Annotated in this window: 15 protein-coding genes; 3 read left to right on the top strand and 12 right to left on the bottom strand. The window is 30.4% G+C overall.

Going from position 1 to position 21,115, the window contains the following annotated elements:
• From HY951_12095 to HY951_12085, 3 genes are all read right to left on the bottom strand, one after another.
• Window positions 1-713, bottom strand: a 713-nt coding sequence (locus tag HY951_12095; GenBank protein ID MBI5540795.1) for an EamA family transporter, incomplete at its 3' end; no start/stop codon positions are given.
• Between the two features lie 5 nt (window positions 714-718).
• Window positions 719-2,866: a tetratricopeptide repeat protein gene (locus HY951_12090; GenBank protein ID MBI5540794.1), complete on the bottom strand. Its 2,148-nt coding sequence runs from the start codon at window positions 2,864-2,866 to the stop codon at window positions 719-721.
• A gap of 92 nt (window positions 2,867-2,958) precedes the next feature.
• Window positions 2,959-4,746 (bottom strand): carboxypeptidase regulatory-like domain-containing protein, encoded by a 1,788-nt coding sequence (locus HY951_12085; protein MBI5540793.1) that lies wholly within the window; start codon window positions 4,744-4,746, stop codon window positions 2,959-2,961.
• A gap of 145 nt (window positions 4,747-4,891) precedes the next feature.
• Between HY951_12085 and HY951_12080 the strand changes: the two genes are divergently transcribed.
• Window positions 4,892-5,731 carry a hypothetical protein gene (locus HY951_12080; GenBank protein ID MBI5540792.1) on the top strand — a complete coding sequence of 280 codons (840 nt, stop codon included), beginning with the start codon at window positions 4,892-4,894 and terminating at the stop codon, window positions 5,729-5,731.
• A gap of 7 nt (window positions 5,732-5,738) precedes the next feature.
• On the opposite strand, the gene HY951_12075 is transcribed toward HY951_12080, so the two are convergent.
• The 5 genes from HY951_12075 to HY951_12055 form a co-directional block, all read right to left on the bottom strand.
• Window positions 5,739-8,177 (bottom strand): carboxypeptidase-like regulatory domain-containing protein, encoded by a 2,439-nt coding sequence (locus HY951_12075; GenBank protein MBI5540791.1) that lies wholly within the window; start codon window positions 8,175-8,177, stop codon window positions 5,739-5,741.
• Window positions 8,178-8,254: 77 nt separating this feature from the next.
• Window positions 8,255-9,901 (bottom strand): Zn-dependent hydrolase, encoded by a 1,647-nt coding sequence (locus HY951_12070; protein ID MBI5540790.1) that lies wholly within the window; start codon window positions 9,899-9,901, stop codon window positions 8,255-8,257.
• An 8-nt stretch (window positions 9,902-9,909) separates the two neighbouring features.
• On the bottom strand, window positions 9,910-11,589 hold the full coding sequence (locus tag HY951_12065; GenBank protein ID MBI5540789.1) for a Zn-dependent hydrolase: 1,680 nt from the start codon (window positions 11,587-11,589) through the stop codon (window positions 9,910-9,912).
• A gap of 19 nt (window positions 11,590-11,608) precedes the next feature.
• Complete coding sequence (locus HY951_12060; protein MBI5540788.1) at window positions 11,609-12,307, bottom strand: hypothetical protein; 699 nt, start codon at window positions 12,305-12,307, stop codon at window positions 11,609-11,611.
• Window positions 12,308-12,367: 60 nt separating this feature from the next.
• On the bottom strand, window positions 12,368-13,840 hold the full coding sequence (locus tag HY951_12055; protein ID MBI5540787.1) for a proline--tRNA ligase: 1,473 nt from the start codon (window positions 13,838-13,840) through the stop codon (window positions 12,368-12,370).
• Window positions 13,841-13,947: 107 nt separating this feature from the next.
• On the opposite strand from HY951_12055, the gene HY951_12050 reads away from it, so the two are divergent.
• Window positions 13,948-15,714 carry a hypothetical protein gene (locus tag HY951_12050; protein ID MBI5540786.1) on the top strand — a complete coding sequence of 589 codons (1,767 nt, stop codon included), beginning with the start codon at window positions 13,948-13,950 and terminating at the stop codon, window positions 15,712-15,714.
• A gap of 29 nt (window positions 15,715-15,743) precedes the next feature.
• Window positions 15,744-17,195, top strand: coding sequence for a hypothetical protein (locus HY951_12045; protein ID MBI5540785.1), 1,452 nt, complete (start codon window positions 15,744-15,746; stop codon window positions 17,193-17,195).
• Window positions 17,196-17,228: 33 nt separating this feature from the next.
• On the opposite strand, the gene HY951_12040 is transcribed toward HY951_12045, so the two are convergent.
• Genes HY951_12040 through HY951_12025 form a run of 4 tightly spaced genes read right to left on the bottom strand, consistent with a single transcriptional unit; the run spans window position 17,229 to window position 21,092 of the window.
• Window positions 17,229-17,870, bottom strand: coding sequence for a WbqC family protein (locus HY951_12040; protein MBI5540784.1), 642 nt, complete (start codon window positions 17,868-17,870; stop codon window positions 17,229-17,231).
• Window positions 17,871-17,873: 3 nt separating this feature from the next.
• A complete protein-coding gene (locus HY951_12035) occupies window positions 17,874-18,638 on the bottom strand; it encodes a methyltransferase domain-containing protein (GenBank protein ID MBI5540783.1) in 765 nt (254 codons plus the stop codon).
• 1 nt (window position 18,639) lies between these two features.
• Complete coding sequence (lepB, locus tag HY951_12030) at window positions 18,640-19,749, bottom strand: signal peptidase I (protein ID MBI5540782.1); 1,110 nt, start codon at window positions 19,747-19,749, stop codon at window positions 18,640-18,642.
• Complete coding sequence (locus HY951_12025) at window positions 19,716-21,092, bottom strand: S26 family signal peptidase (protein MBI5540781.1); 1,377 nt, start codon at window positions 21,090-21,092, stop codon at window positions 19,716-19,718. The genes lepB and HY951_12025 overlap by 34 nt, the downstream gene beginning before the upstream one ends.
• Window positions 21,093-21,115: the final 23 nt, after the last annotated feature.

The following is a 21,115-nucleotide window of genomic DNA, read 5'->3' as shown; positions in this document are numbered from 1 at the left end:
TAAAATAAATATCCAAGAAATGTAGCTCCTACAATAATATATCCCAATCCCAACCATATTTTTAATGGAATATCATGAAAATTAGAATTTATAACCGGTTCAATAGTAAAGGGTAGGGTAATAAAGAAACCAAAAATAAATGTCCATAACATTATAGTCATTGGATGGTATTTTTTCATTAATGGTTTTATTATTACAAGATAAACTGCAAATGATGTTGCGTTAATTAAGATAAGAATATTTCCTACAAAAGTTTTTGAATTAAATGATAGTTCACCTTTGCCAGTAATAAGTAAAACAGCCCCTGCAATGCCAATAGCTATTCCAAGTATTTTTAATAATGTTATTTTTTCTTTTAATATAACAAAAGCGAAAATAAGTACAAGAACTGGATTAACTGTCATTATTATTGCTGCATCAATAGGGGTAGTAAGGTTAAGTCCTTCAAAAAACATAATTTGATTAATAGCAATTCCAAAAACTGATGAAAGTATTAATCTTGGAAAATCTTTTTTTTCTACTTTTTCTTTAATAAAAAGAAAAAAGAATAATAGCGTTAGGACTATTGTACCAGTAATTCTAAAAAAAATTATTGCCTTTGGCGAGAAATAATCTGGCATTACACCTTTAGCAATAACATAATTCAACCCATAAATTACATTTGCAGCAATAATTGAAATAATAGCAAAAGCCCTTCCAGAATAATTAATCATGGGGATTAAATTCTTACGCCTATAACACAAATATCATCAACCTGTTCGTATGAACCACCTTTCCAGTCTTCAATGGTTTTATCGAGCATTTTGCGCTGGGTAGTCATGTCAAATTCCTGAACTGTTAGTAATAGTTCTTTAAATGGTTTGTATTTAAATTTCTTTCCGCTTGGTCCGCCAAACTGATCGGGGAAACCGTCAGAGAAAATGTAAATAGAATCGCCTTCAATAAGCTGAATGGTGTGATTTAAGAATTTTTCTCTGTTTATATATGCTCCAATTGGCTGACGGTTGGCTTTAATCTCATACAAAGCAAATTTTTCATTTTCGGTAATTGCATCATATTTGACATTGTTATGAATAAAGCTGTTTTCTTTATTTCTAACAAGGTAAACTGGATTATTTGCACCCGCAAATTCAAGTATATTGTTATCGGTGTGAAGTGCACATAAAGCCACATCCATTCCGTCTTTTACATCTTTTCCTTCGCCACTGTGTAAAGTTTGTTCTACCAAATCATTGAGTTTATCTAAAATTTGCCCTGGTTGATAAATATGCTGTTCGTTTACAGCCTGATTAAGATTATTGTAGCCTACAATACTCATAAAAGCTCCGGGAACTCCATGTCCTGTACAATCAACAACTGAAAACAGAACAAGATCCTGTTTAACAGCCATCCAGTAAAAGTCTCCCGAAACAATATCTTTTGGTTTAAAAAGAATAAATGATTTTTCGACACTTTCTTTAACTAATTTATCTGGAGGTAAAATAGCTTCCTGTATTCGTTTAGCGTAATTTATACTTGCTAAAATATCACGGTTTTTGTTTTCTATTTCTGCTTTTTGTTCTGATATTTCTTCGTTTTGAGCAGATAACAATGTATTGGCTTTTTTCTTCTGTCTGTATCCTCTTAAAATAAATCCTGCCAATATTATTAATAATAACAAAACAAAAACTACAGCGATTATTTGTGTAGATTGTTGTTTAATCTTAAGGTCGTCTTTTTGTTTTTGTGTTTTGAGCAATTGGTTTTCTTTTTCTCTTTTTTCTGCATTAAATTGTTCCTGAAGTTGTGAGAGTACTTTAGAGTTTTCTTCGTTTAAAATACTGTCTTTATAAGAAACATAATAAGTATGCGCTTCATATGCACCTTTGTAATTCCCAATTATTGAATTTAATTCAGCTAAAACTAAGAATGCACTTTTGGCGCCGTCTCGGTATCCAATTTCTTTAGATAAATTAATAGCTTTCTCAATTATAGTAATAGCTTTGTTGTAAGACTCCTGTTGTTGATATAGAACTGCTAGATTTACGTATGTGCTTACAATTCCCCATTTATCGCCAAGTTCATCTTTTAACAAAACTGATTTCTGGTAATATGCTTCGGCATTTTTAAAATCTTTTTTGTTATATGCCATGTTTCCCAGATTAGTGAAGCTTGTAGCCATGCCATATTTATTGTCAATTTGCTCATGAATTTTTAAAGATTGTTTAAAATAAACTGTGGCTGTGTCAAACATACTTTGTTTATCATAAACTAAGCCTATATTGTTTAGAGTCATGGCCATCCCAAATTTATTGTCGAGTTCGTCAACAATCTTCAGAGTTTTTTGGAAGTAATCCATAGCTTTTACATAACTGGCCTGATAGTAATATATTAATCCAATGTTATTCATACTTGAAGCTATACCACTTTTATCGCCAATAGATTCTTTAATTTTTAATGCAGAAAGGTAATTTTCGAGAGCTTTATTATAATTACCTTGTTTTTCGTAAACTCTTCCAAGGCTGTTTTTTACATCAGAAATACCTGACTTATTTCTAACTTTAGCATATACACTTAATGAAATCTGATAGTATTCAATTGATTTTATAAAATCACTTTGTGAGTCAAGAATGTCACCAATAATTTTAGATAAATCTCCTATTCCTTTATCATAACCGATATCCTGACTTAATGTTAAACCTTGTTTGGCGTATTCAAGTGATTTATCAATATCAGTTTCTACATATTCTTCAGCAATTAATTTGTATAAATTTACAGCAGAGCTGTCTTTTTTTGACTTATTTAATGAAAGTTGCAAGCTGTCAACTCTGGAAATCTGAGCAAACAAAGACGAACTGATAAATAATAAAAAGAAAACTCTGATCATTTTTTTATAACTATGAAACAAATATAATCTAAATTTTTTCAATTAGAATAATAAAAAAACCTCTTCTTTTGGAAGAGGTTTTTAATAAATCGTTAGTTATACTGATTAGGTCCTCGTGGGACTGAGAATTGTCCGCTAACATTTACTCCGGTTGCTGAAACGCCAGTTATAGTTCCTTCTATTAGTCCAACATTTTCACCTCCAATTTTTGTGATATTTACAGTACCTGTTGCTAATGTATCCTGGAAATATGGTGTAGTACTCATAATATACATTGAAACAATTGTAGGTGTTGATTTTGTTCCTACTGTATAAGTTCCGGTATGAACACCATTTGTTTGAATATAAAGATCACCATCACTGCCATAAGCAGAAATATTTATGTGTCGAGGAACACCTGCAGTGTCGTAAATTAATTTCCCCATTCTTGATCCATTAAAACCATTTAATGTTACATTGTTAAATTGACCACCGTTAAGAATTAATCGTGTAGGACCTAATTGAACAGGTGGACAAAGAATGAAATCACCATAGTTATATGGATCTGTTGATGGATAGAAATATTTTATAGTGTCAGTACCATTACCCCATGCATGAATATTTGCTGATGTAGCCGATGTTTCCATAAATAATTCAAATACTCCATCGTTTTGTGTAAAGCAAGATGTATGAACATTTGCAAACACTGTTGATGAGTACCAATCAATAGCAACTCTTCCAACAATTGGAGCACCTGCACAATTAACTAACCTACCATAAACTTTTCTCATAGCAGGAACTGTAAAGTCTGCTGTAAAAGTTTGTCCATCTGATAATGCTGTACAAGGAACAGGATTAATTACAGTTCCGTAATATGTTGGGAAAATTCCAATTACCATTGCAACCCCTGTTGGTACTTTTTTAATATAGTCGCCATTTATGTTTGTTTTTGCCATGGTATGTCCAACTCTTACATTAACACCAGGTACTGGTAATCCATTACTGTCCGTTACTCTTCCCGAAACAACTGCAATTCCAGGTTTTGTTTCCTGACAACTCCAGAAAGAAAAATGTCCAACCTGACCCATATATTTTCCTCCTGTTTTATTTGCTGTACCTGAAGATTGAGATACTCCCATAATAGGGTTATATTCTAATAAATCAATACTTGCAGGAGCGGATATTAAAAGTGTGTTTGGAATTTGCATTTTTACTGTTGCTTTTTTAGCATTTGCTTCATCAAGTTGAAGTTTATTTCCACTTGGATCAGTAATTATAACATTGAGTCCGGTAAAAGGATTCAACATAACATCATTTCCTGCATTGTCTTTACCATATAAATCGCCACCAAAAACAAACATTGGGAAGTTTGTCATAGTTGGATCTAAATATGCAGCTTTAACATTTACCATTCCTGTATATGCAGCACCTGTAGAAGTTACAAATGAGTTAGCAGGAAAAGAAACAACACAACCGCTCGACATTTCTAAAGAATCAGAAATGGTTGATGAGAAACTTTTACTTCCTGCATATGTAAAATCAGTTTCACTGATTAAGCCAACTTCCATATCAATTGGAACACCGGCTTCCGGTACAGCTGATCTGTTTAAAGAAAAATAGCCTGTTTTAGAAAACTCAACAACAAATCTTTCTTTAGAAACGGTTACACTTGAAAAATAAAATGAACCATCATATTCTGTTACTGCTTGTAAGCCACCTATTTTTACTGTTACTCCAGCAATAGGAGCCTGATTAACGTCAATTACAGCACCCGATAAAACTATAGTTGTTTTTGTAGGGTCAGCTGGAGTAATGTCATCTGTTTTATCTTTTTTACAACCTGTAATGATTGCAAAAGAGGTAATTGCCAAGGTGACAAAGAATAAAATAAATTTTTTCATAGTTGTTTAAAATTAAATTTGGACGTAAATTTAAGTTAGATTGGTTTTATGTGCAACTATAATGTTAATAAATTTGATGATATGCTGATAAGTTTTACATTCCGATTTTTTTGTATTTTCGCTTAATAATATGAATTAAAGAATTATGAAAGACTTAATTTTAGTGCTGATGTTAGTAGTTTTTACAATATCAGGTTTTTCTCAAAGTAAAACAGGTTGCCAGTCAGGTAATTGTGAAAACGGAAAAGGAGTTTATATTTTTAATACAGGTGATAAATATGAAGGTGAATTTGTTAACTCACATTTAAATGGATTTGGTAAATACACTGATGTTAATGGTAATGTTTATACCGGTGATTTTAAAGATGATAAGTTTAGTGGTAAAGGAATGTTTGTAAGATCAGATGGTACAAAATATATCGGAGAATTTTTAAACGGAAAACGAAGCGGTCTTGGAACTCAATGGTATTCTCAAACCTATAAAGAAAAAGGAAAATGGGAAAATGATCGTTTTATTGAAAATGCAGAATTTGAGGATTTTGTTATATCTGAGTCTTACGATTTTTGTACTGAATTTAATAAGATACTTTCAGCTTCTGTTAATAGTTTTGCTGAAATAAAGGGAATACCCGTTAGCGAATATATAACTGATTCATATTTATGTAAAGTAAAGCTTAAAGAATTGTCAACTGTAGAAATTAATGATAAAGAGGGATATTCTGGTTCGTTTTTTAAGGGCAATAAAGTTGAGGGTCTTAAAAAGTTTGAGGAGTTGAACAAGATTATTTTAAAATGTGTAGAGAAAAGTTGTTGTACATACAAAAATACTTTAGTAAACGGTGTTACAGAGAAGAAATACCAGTTTAGTCCTGTAACATATATCAGTTCATGTAATTCAAAAATAATGACTGTGAAAATTGAAGTTGTATGTAAAATTCAGGGTACTGAATCAGATGTAATATTACATATTACTAACCCACAGTAACAAATTGCTAGAACTTTGCAATTAGCTTTAAATTTAATCTTCTTGACGATAAATAATTTGGTACAGCATATTGATGATCGCGAACGTCGCTTACCCATTGATACGAAATTGTATTGTTTATATTAAGAAGGTTAAATACTTCTAGTCCCAGCCATATACTTTTAAAATGTTTAAAAGGATTTCCTTTTGGTAATTCGTGTTCTTCAGATTTTAACAATTTAGAAAAGCCAATGTCAACTCTTCTGTAGGCAGGCATTCTATAAGTAGCCTGAAATCTTTCAGATTTAGGAGGTCCAAACGGCAATCCACTTCCAAACAATAAGCTCAACTGCATTTTGTAAGAAGGGTTTCTTGGTAAATAATCTTGAAAAAATAATCCGAAATTTACTAATTGATCAGAAGGGCGGGGGATATATCCTGGTGCTACAATTAAACTATCAGAATTGATATAAAAATCATCCGATAAATCTTCCATTGTTTTCATAATTGAAATACTTGCCCAAGATTCAACACCCGGAACAAACTCACCATTTACCTTTAAATCAATTCCTGTTGCATATCCCTTTGCATTATTTTTAGCAAGGTATCTTATTCTTACATTGTCAATCTGATATGGAATAAGCTTTGTAAAATTCTTATAATAAATTTCTGAAAGAAATTTAAATGGCCTTCCCCATGCAATAAATATATAATCAGTTCCCAAAACAAATTGCAATGATTTTTGTGCTTCAATATTGTAATTAATTTGCCCGTTTAAATCACGTAACTCTCTATAAAATGGAGGTTGGTAATAATAACCTGCAGAGAATCTGAATAAGAAATCATTTTTCCAGTTAGGTCTGGCAGAAAATGATACACGTGGACTTATTAATAATTGATTGGAAAAATTCCAGTAATTTTCTCTGATGCCAATAGTAAAACTATATTCGTTACTGTCTGATTCAAATATGCTGGTTCTTTGAATAAAAGAAGTTACTCTATATGTATTCAGAGTATTTCTTGAACTGACAAATGAGTACATACTTACAACCGAATCAGTATATGGTAAAGAATAGCCCGCAGAATCAAGCATTTCCCATTCGTGAATTCTATCCTGAATAAATTCATTCTGAAAATTAGCACCCCATAAAATAGAATTGTCGTTTTTTTCGTAACTGCCTCTATGTTGAAAGTTTAAAACATTTGCAGTTAATTTATTTCTTGCATGGTTTAAGAAAGTTCCAATACCAATATTCATTAAACTGTCACCCAAATTATCTGAGCCCATTTCTTTATCAAGTTCGTTTAAGAAATACTGCCCCATAATATCAAGTGTTTCTTCTTCGTAAGAACTATATGCCGAACATGTTAAATTTAGCTTTAGATTTGAATTATATTTGTAATTTGTTGTAAAAGCTCCGAACATTGTTGAGTTCTTATCACGCTCCTGACCATCAAAGTATATTTTTAGTTTTAAAGCTTCATCGATTGTGCCAAAAGAAGTTTCGCGTGTTTGAGGAACAAAATGAAAACTATTCATCGCATAGTTGCCTAAAAAGCTAATTTCAAATTTTTCGGTTATATCATAAGTAAGGTAGGTTTGAAAATCAGCGAACGAAGGTTTGTAATCACCTTTAGTATCTAAGCTATTTAGTACATATTGTGACGATTTATAGCGAAGTCCAGAAATATGAGTAAATCTGTGATTTTTGCTGCAACCTTCAAAGCTGACACTTCCACCTAACAAACTTGCAGATACAGCAGCAGCAGCTTTAGAAGGTTTTTTATATCTGATGTCTAAAACCGAAGCCATTTTATCACCATATTTGGCATCAAACCCTCCAGCAGAAAATAAAATTGATGAAACCATATCGGGATTTACAAAACTTAACCCTTCCTGTTGTCCGCTTCTGATAAGGAAAGGGCGATATACTTCTATGTCGTTTACATAAACTAAGTTTTCGTCAAAATTGCCACCTCTAACAGAATATTGTGAACTTAATTCGTTATTTTTTGCAACACCCGGAAATGCTTTAAGACTTGCTTCAATACCACCTGAAATATCAGGGATTAATTGAATGATTTTTGGGTCTATTCTTTGTAAGTTTGTTTGTCTTTCTGTTTTTGCTTCAACATTAATAATTGGTATATTGTTAATGTTTTCATTTAAAGTAAAATTATTTCTTATTGTTTCTCCGGGTTTACCTTTTATTACAAACGTTTTATCGGAATATTGAATATGTGAAAAAACAATAGTTAGTTCTTTGTTTACTGGTAATTTTAATTTATAACTTCCTGCATTATCAGTATTTACTCCAACATTATTTAATTCTAATACTTTAACATTAATTTCAGGAATCGCAATACCATTCTGATCTGTTATTCTACCATATAGTGTAAAGTAATCTTGAGCATTAACTATTAAAGATAAAAGACAAAGGCTAATTATTGAAAATAATAATTTCATTTTAAGTAATATCAACGATCGTATAAAACAGAAAAAAACAAATAAAATTGTGTTTGTTAAATAATCAATTTTACTGTTTATAATCCAATGACTTTTAACCCTTGTTCAAATACAATATCACGTGGAATTCCTGCTTTTGAAATCTTCATTAAATCTTGTTCTAATTGAGGCTTCATAATACCCATTTCTTTTAGAATATTTTTTGCGCTTTCGTAATCACCGTTTCCTTGTTGAATAAGAATTAATTTTCCTAATGAACTAACAGCTTCTTTCATTTTGTCAAAATTTACATGATAAGTACCTGTTTTATCATCACGGGTGAATGCGCCATTGTCTGCAAAATAATTAAATTCGATCATGTTTGCTTTTCCATGTGAACTGGCAGCGCCAAATCTTACTGACCTGAATATTCCTGCCATAAAAGTAACATAATTGTCAATTAATTCATGTTCATTTAATTCACCTTTGCTATTTAAATATGTAACAATATACAGTCCTAAAATATCAGCTTTACATTCTTCTAGTGAAGTATGAACATCTTTTAAAGCTTCTGTAACTAATCCTTTATTATTAATTGTTTTGCTTATCCCTAGTCCATGTGCTACTTCATGAAACATAACATTTTCAAAAAAAGCGTCAAATTTTATATTTTTTCTTTGGCTTTCTGCAATTAGTATGTTTGACATTGGCAACAGAATTTTATCAAACTTTGCTTTCATCGAATTTTTAAGCTGAAGTTTACGACTTCCTTTTAATTCGCCAACCTTTTTATCGTTTGGTAGATTAATGGCAATGGTTTTACTTCCGGCATTGCAATCACCTGCATAACAAATTGCTTCGTAAACTCCAAGTTGAGAATCTTTACCAGGAATTTCGGATTTATATTTATCTTCAACCGGTAAACTCTTTTGAATTTCAGGAAGTAACTGAGCAAATTTTGAAAGCTTATTACTCCAATCGATATCTTTTAGCAATATAAAAGATTCGAATGAAGTTTTATATCCGAATAAGCCATCATTATAGCTTTCAATAGGTCCGATAACAAAATCTAGATTGCTGTTTTCTAAACTCATCCATGCCATATCGCTATCAAAGTAATTATCTGATAGAAGTGCTTCTGCTCTTAATGTAAGATAATCTTTAAAACTTTTATTGTCTGAAATTTCTGAAGCTTTTCTTAATAACTCTGCAGCTTTATTCAATTTTTCATGATAAAATTTACTATATGGAATTGTGATTAATTCTTTTTTATCGTTTCTGCTAATAATAGTATACCAGCTTGTTTTATTTTCTGAATTGAATTTCTCAAATTCTTCTTTTGTCATATCTGATGGATAAAAATTACCACAATCAGGCTTTTCACCAATTCCTTCTACAAATGATTTGTTATTATTTAAATGTTCCCATGGGCCATAATTAATAAGGAAAAATTTCTTTGTATAATCGTCATTTATTTTTGCGAGTAACTCTTCTTTTTTGTTATATGATTGTTCCCAGTATAAATCATCCATTATTTGTGCTGCCTCAAATAAAATTGGTAGTATTTTTTTTTCTTTATCTGTAAGTTGAGAGAGATTTGCAGTTAATTTAACTATTGCATATTCATCTACTTTTGTTTTCATTAAATCGCTTTTAGTAGTTATTTCTGTCTTTTTATTAGATTGTGAAAATGAAAATGTAGCAAAAGACAGGAAAAAAATTCCTGCAAATAAATAATATTTCATAATTTAATTTATTTTGTTAAACCTAAAACCTGTTCGCCCTGTTCAAATGTAATGTCTGTAGGAATTCCAGCAGAAGAAATTCTTTTTAAATCTTCTTGTAAGGTTGGTTGCATATTACCTTTACTTTCTATAAGCTCTTTTGCTGCATCATAGTTACCTTCAGCAAGTATTTTCATGATATCAGAAGAAAAGCTTTCAATTGATGATTTCATTTTATCAAAATTAACCGAATAAGTTCCAGTTTTTTCATCTCTTGTAAAGGCTTGCATTTCCTGCAAAACATTAAAACAAATAATATTTGAAGATCCCTGAGAGTAGGTTGCACCGAAGCGAACAGATCTTATAACATTAGTCATAAAGATTACATAGTTATCTAAAAGTTCAACTTCTTTTATAACACCTTTTTCATGAAGTTTAGTAATAATATAAAGATTTAGAATATCAGCCTTTAATGAATTAATTGTAGGATAATAATCTTTTAATGCATCTTTAACCGGACCTTTATTATTTATAGTTGTTTTAACAACAATTGCATCTGCAATTTCATAATTAACATTATTGATAAAGAAAGCATCAAATTTTACATTTTTACGCTCATTATCAGAAATTAATATATTGCTGATAGGTTGTAATATTTTATCAAATTTAGCTTTCATTGCATTTTTAAACTGCATTTTCTTGCTTCCTTTTTCCATTAATATCCTACCATCTTTAGGGTGATTAATAGAAATGTTTTTTGCACCTGCATTAGCATATCCGCCATAAAAAATTGCATCATAAACACCAATATTGGTTTTTGTGAAAATTATCTGATTTTTATAGTTGTCATCTAAAGGAAGTTGATTTTTAATCTCAGGAACCATTGATGAATAATTTTTTAATTTATTGCTCCATTCAAGATCCTTTATCAATAAGAATGCTTCGTAAGCTGTTTTTGTATTAATAAATCTATCTTCTTCACTTTCTATTGGGCCAATAATAAGATCAATGTTATTTGATTCCATATCCATCCAAAACATTTCACTTGGATAATAATCATCATTTAATAACGCTTCTGCTCTTAAATTTAGAAATTTAGCAAAATCTTTATTTTCAGATATTTTGGCAGCTTTTTTAAGTAAGTCTGCAGCTTTTTCAAGTTTATCTTTATATGCAACATGATAAGGTTGTGTGTATAAAGATCCATCTTCTGATCGTTTTACAACTGTATACATACTTATTTTATCTTCAAATTTCATATCGATAAATGGTAAGTATTTAATGTCAGAAGGATAAAATCCTGCACCAATAGGTTTTTTATTTACATTTTCCAGAAATGGTTCATTACCGTTAAGTCTATCCCAAGGACCATAGTTTATATCGCATAATTTTGCTTCTTCGGGGTTTTTTAACCCTGCAAATAATGAGTCTTTTATTCCATAGGATTGCATCCAGAAAATTTCATCCATTATTTTACAAGCACTTATCAAAATGGTAAGCATTTCTTTGTCTTTATCTGTTAGTTTAGATAAATCACTAACAAGAGGAATTACAGCATATTCATTAATTCGCTCATTTACTGTTAGTTTTTTTGCCTGAACTGTATCAGTAACTTGTTGTTGGTTTTGATCATTTTCACCTGTACCACAGGAATTAATTAATATTACAAAAGATGATAAAATTGTAATAATAAAAATGTTGCGAATCATATTGTTATGTTTTATTTTTTTAAATATTTGCATCATCGGCATAAAATTGAAATCCAAGTCTTTTGCCGTTTTGAGATTTAGATTTTGTTATTTTATCTCTCATCTGTTCAACGGAAACAATACTTACATCATCATAATTTGGGACTAAGGATTCAAAATCAAGACAATATAGCATAGCTGATTCAATGATATTTTTTAATTCTATTTTATTTATTTTTGAATTTGCAAAATCATTATATAAAAAACCTAATTGTCTTTTTCCTTCAACAAAATAATGCATTTCGCGGTTTACAAATATTCTGGCAATTAAATAGCCTAAATCTTCAAATCTGTTTAGCTTAAATGAATCAGATAAGAAATTATAAATATTTATTACACCAACAAATGCATTTAGTGGATTATCCTGAAGATATGAAGTTGTCCAAATTGAGTGTCCTCTGTCAAATTCAAAAACATTTGGTTGAACGTTAAAAATCAACATTTCAGTTGAAAAAACTAGTTCACTATCTGAACCCCCTTTATCATTATGTTCAATTTGGAAACCGGGTTTTTGGCTTTTTATAGCTTCATTATATTCAGTAGTAATTTCATTTAGTGTTTGTTTTACTAAGGAAAAAGCAGCAACAGTATTTTCAAGCACTTGCTGTTTAACAAGAGTTTTATCTTTTAAAGTAGTTAATATTAATGATTTTACCTTTTTGTCTTCTTTCTTATTCATGAATAAGTGATAATATTTCTTTATTAAAGAATTGTAAAGAGGTAAAGATATAAAAAAATATTAATACGCTCTTGCAAAAAGTACCCGCTTTTTTGAAGGTTTGCCCGTAACCATGCAAAAACCTTCTTCGTTGCTAGTATTTAAAGGAATACATCTGATTGTAGCTTTGGTTTCTTCCTTTATTTTTGCCTCAGTTTCTGCTGTTCCGTCCCAATGTGCTTCAAAAAAACCTCCATTTTCTATTGCCACTTTAAATTCATCGTAACTGTCAATTTTACGAGTGCTTTTTTCTCTAAATAACTTAGCTTTATTGAATATATTTTTTTGAATTTCGTCCAATAGATTTAATACATATTCAGAAATATTTTCAGAAGAAACTGAAGACTTTTCTAAGGTGTCACGTCTGGCAATTTCAATTGTTCCATTGTCAATATCTCTTGGACCAATAGCTATTCTAACAGGAATACCTTTTAATTCGTATTCGGCAAATTTCCAACCAGGCTTATGTGTATCTCTATCGTCAAGCTTGACAGTCAGTCCAGCATTTTCAAGTTGTTCTTTAAGTTCTTTTCCTTTGTTTACTACTTTTATCTGCTCTTCTTCTGTTTTGTAAATAGGAACAATAACAACTTGTATAGGAGCTATTTTAGGAGGTAAAACAAGTCCGTTGTTATCACTATGTGTCATAATTAAAGCACCAATTAATCTTGTCGAAACACCCCATGAAGTAGCCCAAACATATTCTAATTGACCTTCTTTTGAAGTAAACTTAACATCAAAAGCTTTAGCAAAATTCTGCCCTAGAAAATGCGAAGTTCCTGCCTGAAGTGCTTTCCCGTCCTGCATAAGTGCCTCAATGCAATAAGTATCAATAGCACCTGCAAATCTTTCAGAATCAGATTTTGTGCCTATAATTACTGGAATTCCTAAAAAGTTTTCTGCAAAATCAGAATAAACATTTATCATTTTTTTTGTTTCTTCAATTGCATCTTCACTTGTAGCATGTGCAGTATGACCTTCTTGCCATAAAAACTCAGCAGTTCTTAAAAATAATCTTGTTCGCATTTCCCATCTAACAACATTTGCCCATTGGTTGACTAAAATTGGTAAATCACGATAGGATTGAATCCAGTTTTTATAAGTATTCCAGATTATTGTCTCCGAAGTTGGGCGTACAATTAATTCTTCTTCAAGTTTTGCAGTTTCATCAACTATAACACCCTTACCATCAGGCGAATTTTTTAATCTGTAATGAGTAACTACTGCACATTCTTTAGCAAAACCCTCAACATGACTGGCTTCTTTACTAAAAAAAGATTTTGGTATAAAAAGTGGAAAGTAAGCATTTGAATGTCCGGTTTTTTTAAACATCCCGTCAAGTATATGTTGCATATTTTCCCAAATTGCATAACCATAAGGTTTAATAACCATACATCCTCTAACCGATGAATTTTCTGCAAGATCTGCTTTATTTACAATATCGTTATACCATTGTGAATAATTCTCTTCTTTTGTTGTAAGTACTTTTGCCATTATTTTATTGTTTTGGTACGGTATTTGAAATTGAACTGAAAAACTTTACAAAAAACGTAATTTTTTACTAATTTTACAATAAAAAAACAAATCAGGAGGTAAGTACCATGAAAACAAAACTTTTTATCCCGGCTTTATTGGCACTCTTAGTGGGAGCTTGTACTACCACAAAACATACAAGTGCCAGTTATGACGATATTTATTATTCGTCAAAAAATAAACCTGCAACAGTAACTGAAAATGTTGTTAGCGAGCCTGCTAATCAGGCTGAGCCAACTTCAGAATATACAGATTACAGCAATTCTGGTAATAATGAATCTTCAAATGTAAGTTCTGATGGAACTTCAAATGAAAAATCATATAATTATTCAAATTCAGATCAGTATACAGATGCAAATGGAAATACTTATGTGACAAATAATTATTATGAAGATTTTAATTCTGATGATTATTATGATTATTCATATTCAACTAGAATTCGTAGGTTTCATGAGCCTTACCTAGGTTATGGATATTATAATGGCTATTATACAAATTCTTATTGGTATACTTATGATCCATGGGATTGGGGTGTAAGTATTTATTTAGGATATCACTGGTGGCCTTCATATTGTTCAATGTATTCACCTTGGAGTTATGGTTATGGATATGATCCTTTCTGGGGTTACGGATATGGTTACGGACACGGTTACGGATATAATCCATATTGGGGTTACGGACATGGTTACGGTCATCATGGATACTGGGGTGGATATAATCATGGATATAATGATGGATACTGGGATGGATATAATGATGGATACGCAGATAATTATTATTACAATAGTTATGATCAGTCTTTAACAACTTACGGACATAGAGATGGTGGATCTTCAAGTGGTACAAGAGGAAATTATGGTTCATTTGTTAATGACTATAAAAAAGATGTTGAGAATAAACTTCCTGCAATTAACACTACAAATAATCCGCATTTAAATGCAAATAGCTCCAATAATAATGTTAACCCTAATGTTATACATAATTCAAATAATGGAACAATTAATCAGGCAAATGCTACAAAGAATCCAAATTCTACAAATAATGTTAATCCTAACGTTATTAATAATTCAAATAATGGAGCTATAAATGTTAAAAATCCTGATAACTCAAAGAATCCATCAAATAACAATAGATTCCCAGAGTTGAATAATAATAATGTTTCAAATTCTAATAATTCTACTATTAATAACGGTAAGAAACCAATAGAAAATAATAGTGGAAATAATGTTAGTCCAACTAATATTGATAATGTTAACCCTAATTTTAATAAAAATCCTAACAATAATCAGAATGTTGATCCTGTTAGAAAACCAAATAATGGTTCTATTGAAGTGGCACCTACAAAGAATCCTTATTCAAATCCAACAAACAACTCAGGAAATAACAATGTAAATCCTGATAATAATAGTAGAAATAACTGGTCAAAACCTCAAAAGATTGATAATTCTGGATCAAATGGTAATACAATTGAGTATAATAAACCGGTAAATAATGGTGGTTACAATAATAATAATAACGGTGGCAGAACTAATAAACCTGTTAATAATACTTATTCGGCACCAAGTAAAAATAATAATGACAGTAAACCAGTAAATTCCGGAAATACTTATAATTATTCTAAACCATCAAACTCAACTTATAGTTCACCTTCAAATAATTATTCAGCTCCAAAATCAAATAACTCATATTCTGCTCCGTCACACAATAACAATAGTAGTGGATCTTCATCTTTTGGTGGAAGCAGATCTTCAGGTAGTTCATCTGGTAGTTCTTCAGGTGGAAGTCGTTCAGGTGGTTCATCGTCAGGTAGCTCTTCAGGTGGACATCGTAGATAATATTATTAACTTATATAAAAATTAAAGTTATGAAAAAGTTAGTTTTAATAATCGGCGCGTTGTTACCAATCTTTTGTGCAGCACAAAATGAAGTAGACGCTTTAAGATATAGCCAGAATTTCAATAGTGGAACGGCAAGATATAATGCAATGGGAGGAGCTTTTGGTGCACTTGGAGGAGATTTCTCTAGTCTTAGTACAAACCCTGCCGGTCTTGGTATTTATAGGTCATCTGAATTTATGTTTACTCCTCAATTTTCATATAATTCAAGCTCTACAAAATATACAGATATTGCATTAGATGATTATAAATTCAGAATGAATTTTGCAAATGTAGGTTTTGTTGCAACACATGTAAGCGGACGAGAAGAGGGATGGGTAACAACAAGCTTTGCTGTTGGATATAACAGATTAGCAGATTTTAATCATTTTGTCAAAATTGAAGGACAAAATAATTCCAGTTCAATGACCGATTATTTTGCTGCACTAGCAAAAGATAAAGATTCAGAAACCATGAATTATTTTAATGAAGGTCTTGCATGGGATGCTTATCTGATTGACCCAACTACTCCTGGTGCAACAACATATAAGTCAGCATTACCTAGGTATGGTGAAATTCAAAGAAAAGACATTAATACTAAAGGTGGTATGGGTGAGTATGTTATATCGTTAGCTGGTAATTATAGCAACAAGCTATATATGGGTGGAACACTAGGAATACAAACAATTAGATACGTTGAAAATAGTTTTTATTCAGAAACTGATCCACATGATTCAATTCCTTCTTTCAATAAGTTCGATTTTCAGAATGATCTTAAAACAACAGGAGCTGGATTTAATTTTAAGTTTGGGTTAATTTATCGTCCTGCTGACTGGATTAGAATTGGTGGAGCAATTCATTCACCAACTTTCTTTAATATGCATGATGAATATAATAGCTCTATTCAATCATCTTTTTCAGATACATTGCATGGAACAGGAGAAAAAGTTAATTCAACTCAGGGAACTTATGATTATGAACTTACAACTCCATTTCGTGCAATTGGTAGTTTAGGATTTGTTATTAGTAAGTTTGCTATTATAGGCGTAGAATATGAGTATATTGATTATACAACAGCACGTTTAAGAGCTGATGATTATCCTTTTAATACTGAAAATAATACTATTGAAAATGCATATACAGCAACGGGTAATATAAAGGTTGGTGCAGAATTCAAGAATGGTCCTTTTAGTTTACGTGGTGGATATTGTTTATACGGAAGCCCTTATAGATCTGGTCAGATAAACGAAAATGCTATACATTCTTCATATAATGCCGGTTTTGGAATTAGAAATGATGATTTTTATTTTGATATGGCATTTACATATTTACAAGGTGAGGAAAAATATTTTTTATATGATCAGTCGATAGTTTCTGTACCTCCAGCAAATATTAAAAATACTAATGTTGGGGTAATGGCTACTTTTGGTTTTAAATTCTAATGTTTATTTATTGTGAAATGAAGCCGTCAAATTTTAATTTGACGGCTTTTTTATTGTTAAAAAGTTTAAACTCTCAGGCCCTAAATTAAAAATAAGGTCAAGAATACTTAGGTTTGGTATAAACTTAAATCTATCGCAAAATGTTTGTATATACTCTTTGTTATAAAATTCAGAGTTACTCTTAATTATTACTTTAGGGTGAATCGAATATCTTAAATCTATAATATCATCTGAGTATTCTTTAACAAAGTGATCAGTATTTTTTATTTCTTTTTTTACTTTTAAGATTTCAAGAATTACTTTTAAAATGTTACTGTTTAAATCAATTAGAAGTTCTTTATTTTGTTTTATTGTATCTAAAAGTTTATCTGAATAATATGAAAAAAAAGGTGATTTTCCATAAGCAGAAACTATTGCATTTAAATGTAGTCGTTGCCAGTTAGTTGAATAATCTATTTTAATATTACATATATTGTTATTCTCGTTGTTATTTCTGACTATTGGAATTGTTAAAGGCAGTATTCCATTGCATGAAAGTATGTTACATCTGTTTCTATAGCTTTGACGGGAATAATTTTCATTAGTTTCGATAAACACTTTATCGGAATTAATAATTTCTGCGAAATATTGAATAGGAGGGAAGTAGGCAGTTGTTAATATAACATCGTATGCCATTTATTAAGGTTTAATTGATAAATAAATTATTTCGTCCTCAGGTAGTCTGTATCTGGCAATAGTTTTAGAATCAAACTCTTTAACATAAGTTTCATTTACTACTTTAAAACCTGCTTTTTCTAAACGATTTGGGTAATCTTTTCCATGAAAACGAACATGATCGTATTGTCCGAAATGTTTTTCGCGTTCCTTAGGACTGGTAATACTTGGATCCTCATAAGTTGTTTCTAGGTTTAAGTTAATAGGAACTTGTAAAATAGCCCATCCACCAGTTTTTAATACTCTTAAAATCTCCTTTAAGGCTTTTTGTTCATCATCAATATGTTCCATTACATGATTGCATATTAATACATCAAAGGTATTTTCGTCAAAAGGAATATTTTTAATATCCATTTTTACATCTGCTAAAGGAGATTCAATATCTGCAGTAGTATATTTTAAGTTTGGCAATTTTCTGAACCTTTTGATGAAGGATTGCTCAGGTGCAACGTGAAGTACATTTAGATTTGCTGTAAAAAAATCAGTTTTATTTTTAAAATAAAGCCAAAGTAATCGATGTCTTTCTAATGATAAGCATTTTGGACATAGTCTGTTATCTGCACCCTTGTTTCCATAAGGCAGAAATTTTCTGAATTTACCATTACATATCGGGCATTCAACTTTATTTCCTTTATAAAAGAAAGAAATAAAAAAACTAAAAATACCACTCAGTCTAATTAAGTATATTCTCGGTATATTTCTTACAATAAATTTAATAAATCTTCTCATGTTAAAATGTTTTAAATAACCTACTCCACATAATTTCTGATGAGTTTTTAGATTTGCTTATAGAGAACCAAATAAAACCAGCTTTTCCTATAATATGGTTTTCAGGGACAAAACCCCAGTACCTGCTGTCCTTACCATTATCACGGTTGTCATCAAGCATAAAATAATAATCCATCTTAAAAATATATTCAGAAGTCTCAATATTATTAATAAATATTTTTTTATTTTTTATAAAGATATTATTGTTTTCATAATCATCAATAACAGCTCTGTAAAGTTCAATGTTTTCATAATTTAATGTTACTTTTTTCCCCTTCTCAGGTATTGTAATTGGTCCAAAATAATCTAAACTCCATTTAATATTTTCACTTTGCGGAAAATAAGGATTATTTGAATCGCCTTTTCTTAATTTAATTAAATTAATTTGTTTAATGTTAGAATCATTAACTATTGAGTCTGAGGTAGCTCTAGTAATAAAAAAATTGTAAATATTATCTTCAGATATTAAGCCACCTTCATTTATTTTATATTTTTCAAAAAAACTATTAGGTAGGATGTTATTTGAAACAACTCTGTATCTGTAATTACAATCTGTAGCATCATTAATGCAAATTCTGTTAACGAAAACTTTTTTATCTACAATTGCTAGAGTATCTCCAGGTAAAGCAACACAGCGTTTTAATATTTGCGTTCTTTTATCTATAGGAATATTTTTTTCAAGTGGATAATTAAAAAATACAATATCATTTCTTGAAATATCTGAAAAACCGGGAAATCTGAAATAAGGTAATTGTATTAACTCAGAATAGGCTTTTGAGTCACTAAAAGAAAATGTGCTTCCAACAAATGGAAAGCTTAATAATGTAATAGGTAAGCGAGATCCATATCCGAGTTTGTTAATTACTACATAATCGCCAGGAAATAAAGTTGATTCCATTTTAGAATCGCTAACAACAAAAGATTGAAATGCGAAAATTCTAATAACAATAAGAAATAAAACAGCAATGAAAATTGCTTTAAGCCATTCTCTTACTGAACTTTTTTTTTTCTTTACAGGTTTTTTTATTACGGCTTTTTTCATGAATGAATGAAACGGAACATTCTGTTCCATCTTATCTTACTAAAACCACCTTTGTCTTTATCTAATGATAACCAAACAAATACTGCTTTGCCAACGATATGATCTTCAGGTACAAATCCCCAGAATCTACCATCCTGAGAGTTGTGACGATTATCACCCATCATAAAATAGTAATCCATTTTAAAAGTATAACTATTTGCTTCTTTACCGTTTATTAGTATTTTATTATCTTTAATTTGAAAATCATTTTCTTCATAAACGTCAATAATTCTTTGGTAAATAGAAATATTTTTTATTGTTAAATTTACTGTTACGCCTTTTTTAGGTATAGTTAAAGGTCCGAAATTATCGCGGTTATAACAAATTGTACTATCCTGAGGAAATACATCTTCGCGTTCAGTTATTTCGTATGCTTTAACAGATGTGACATTTGGATATGCACGGATAGTAGCAGCATTTTCTTCGGTAAGTGGAATTATATAAGTAACAATGTTATTATGCGTAACAGTGTCTGTATATGCTTGCTGAGTCATCATTGCAAAATTAATGTCGTCACTTGAAATGTCTAATTTTTCGAGGTTTTTAGGGTTAATAGTTAAGCCATTTGTTACAACAACATAATTATACTGCATTCTTTCAAAATGCTCTTGTTTTGTTCCATTTACATATGCTATCCCGTGTTTTACTTCTAGCACATCACCTGGTATAGCAACACATCTTTTGATATAGTTTTCTTGTTTGTCAACTGGTCTGTATATAATTTCGCCAAAATTTAATTTGTCTGTCCAAACTCTTTCACGACCATATCGTCTGCATAAATCATAGTAACTTTCGTTTTGACGTTTAAGTGCAACAGTATCTCCTTCAGGAAAATTAAAAACAACAATATCATTTCGTTCTACATTTCCAAAGCCGAGTAATCTGTGATAGGGCCATTTAATCCATTCTACAAATGAACGTCTGGTATCAGATAAAGGCATTGTATGATGTACAAATGGAAATGAAAGAGGAGTATTAGGTATTTTAGGTCCGTAACTTACCTTACTAACAAATAAATAATCACCAACCAATAATGATTTTTCCATTGAAGATGTAGGGATTGTATACGCTTCAATAAAAAACATTCTGATTAATGTTGCAGCAACAACAGCAAAAATTATAGCATCTACCCATTCTATAATTTTATTTGGCTTTTTTCCACGTTTTTTCCAGAAAGTCCAGTTTACTTTTTTTGAAATATAAATATCATAAAAAACTGGCAGACCTAAGAATATCCAATAATTACCAATCCAAATAACCCATGGAATAAAAATTAAAAGTGCGATAATAAATTTTACCCATTTATTTTTTAAAAACTGAAAATATTGTTTCATTTTATAATGTTTTTTATTCTTTT

Source organism: Bacteroidia bacterium, from assembly GCA_016218155.1.
Taxonomy (GTDB): domain Bacteria; phylum Bacteroidota; class Bacteroidia; order Bacteroidales; family GWA2-32-17; genus GWA2-32-17.
This window is presented reverse-complemented; position numbering and strand designations above follow the sequence as displayed.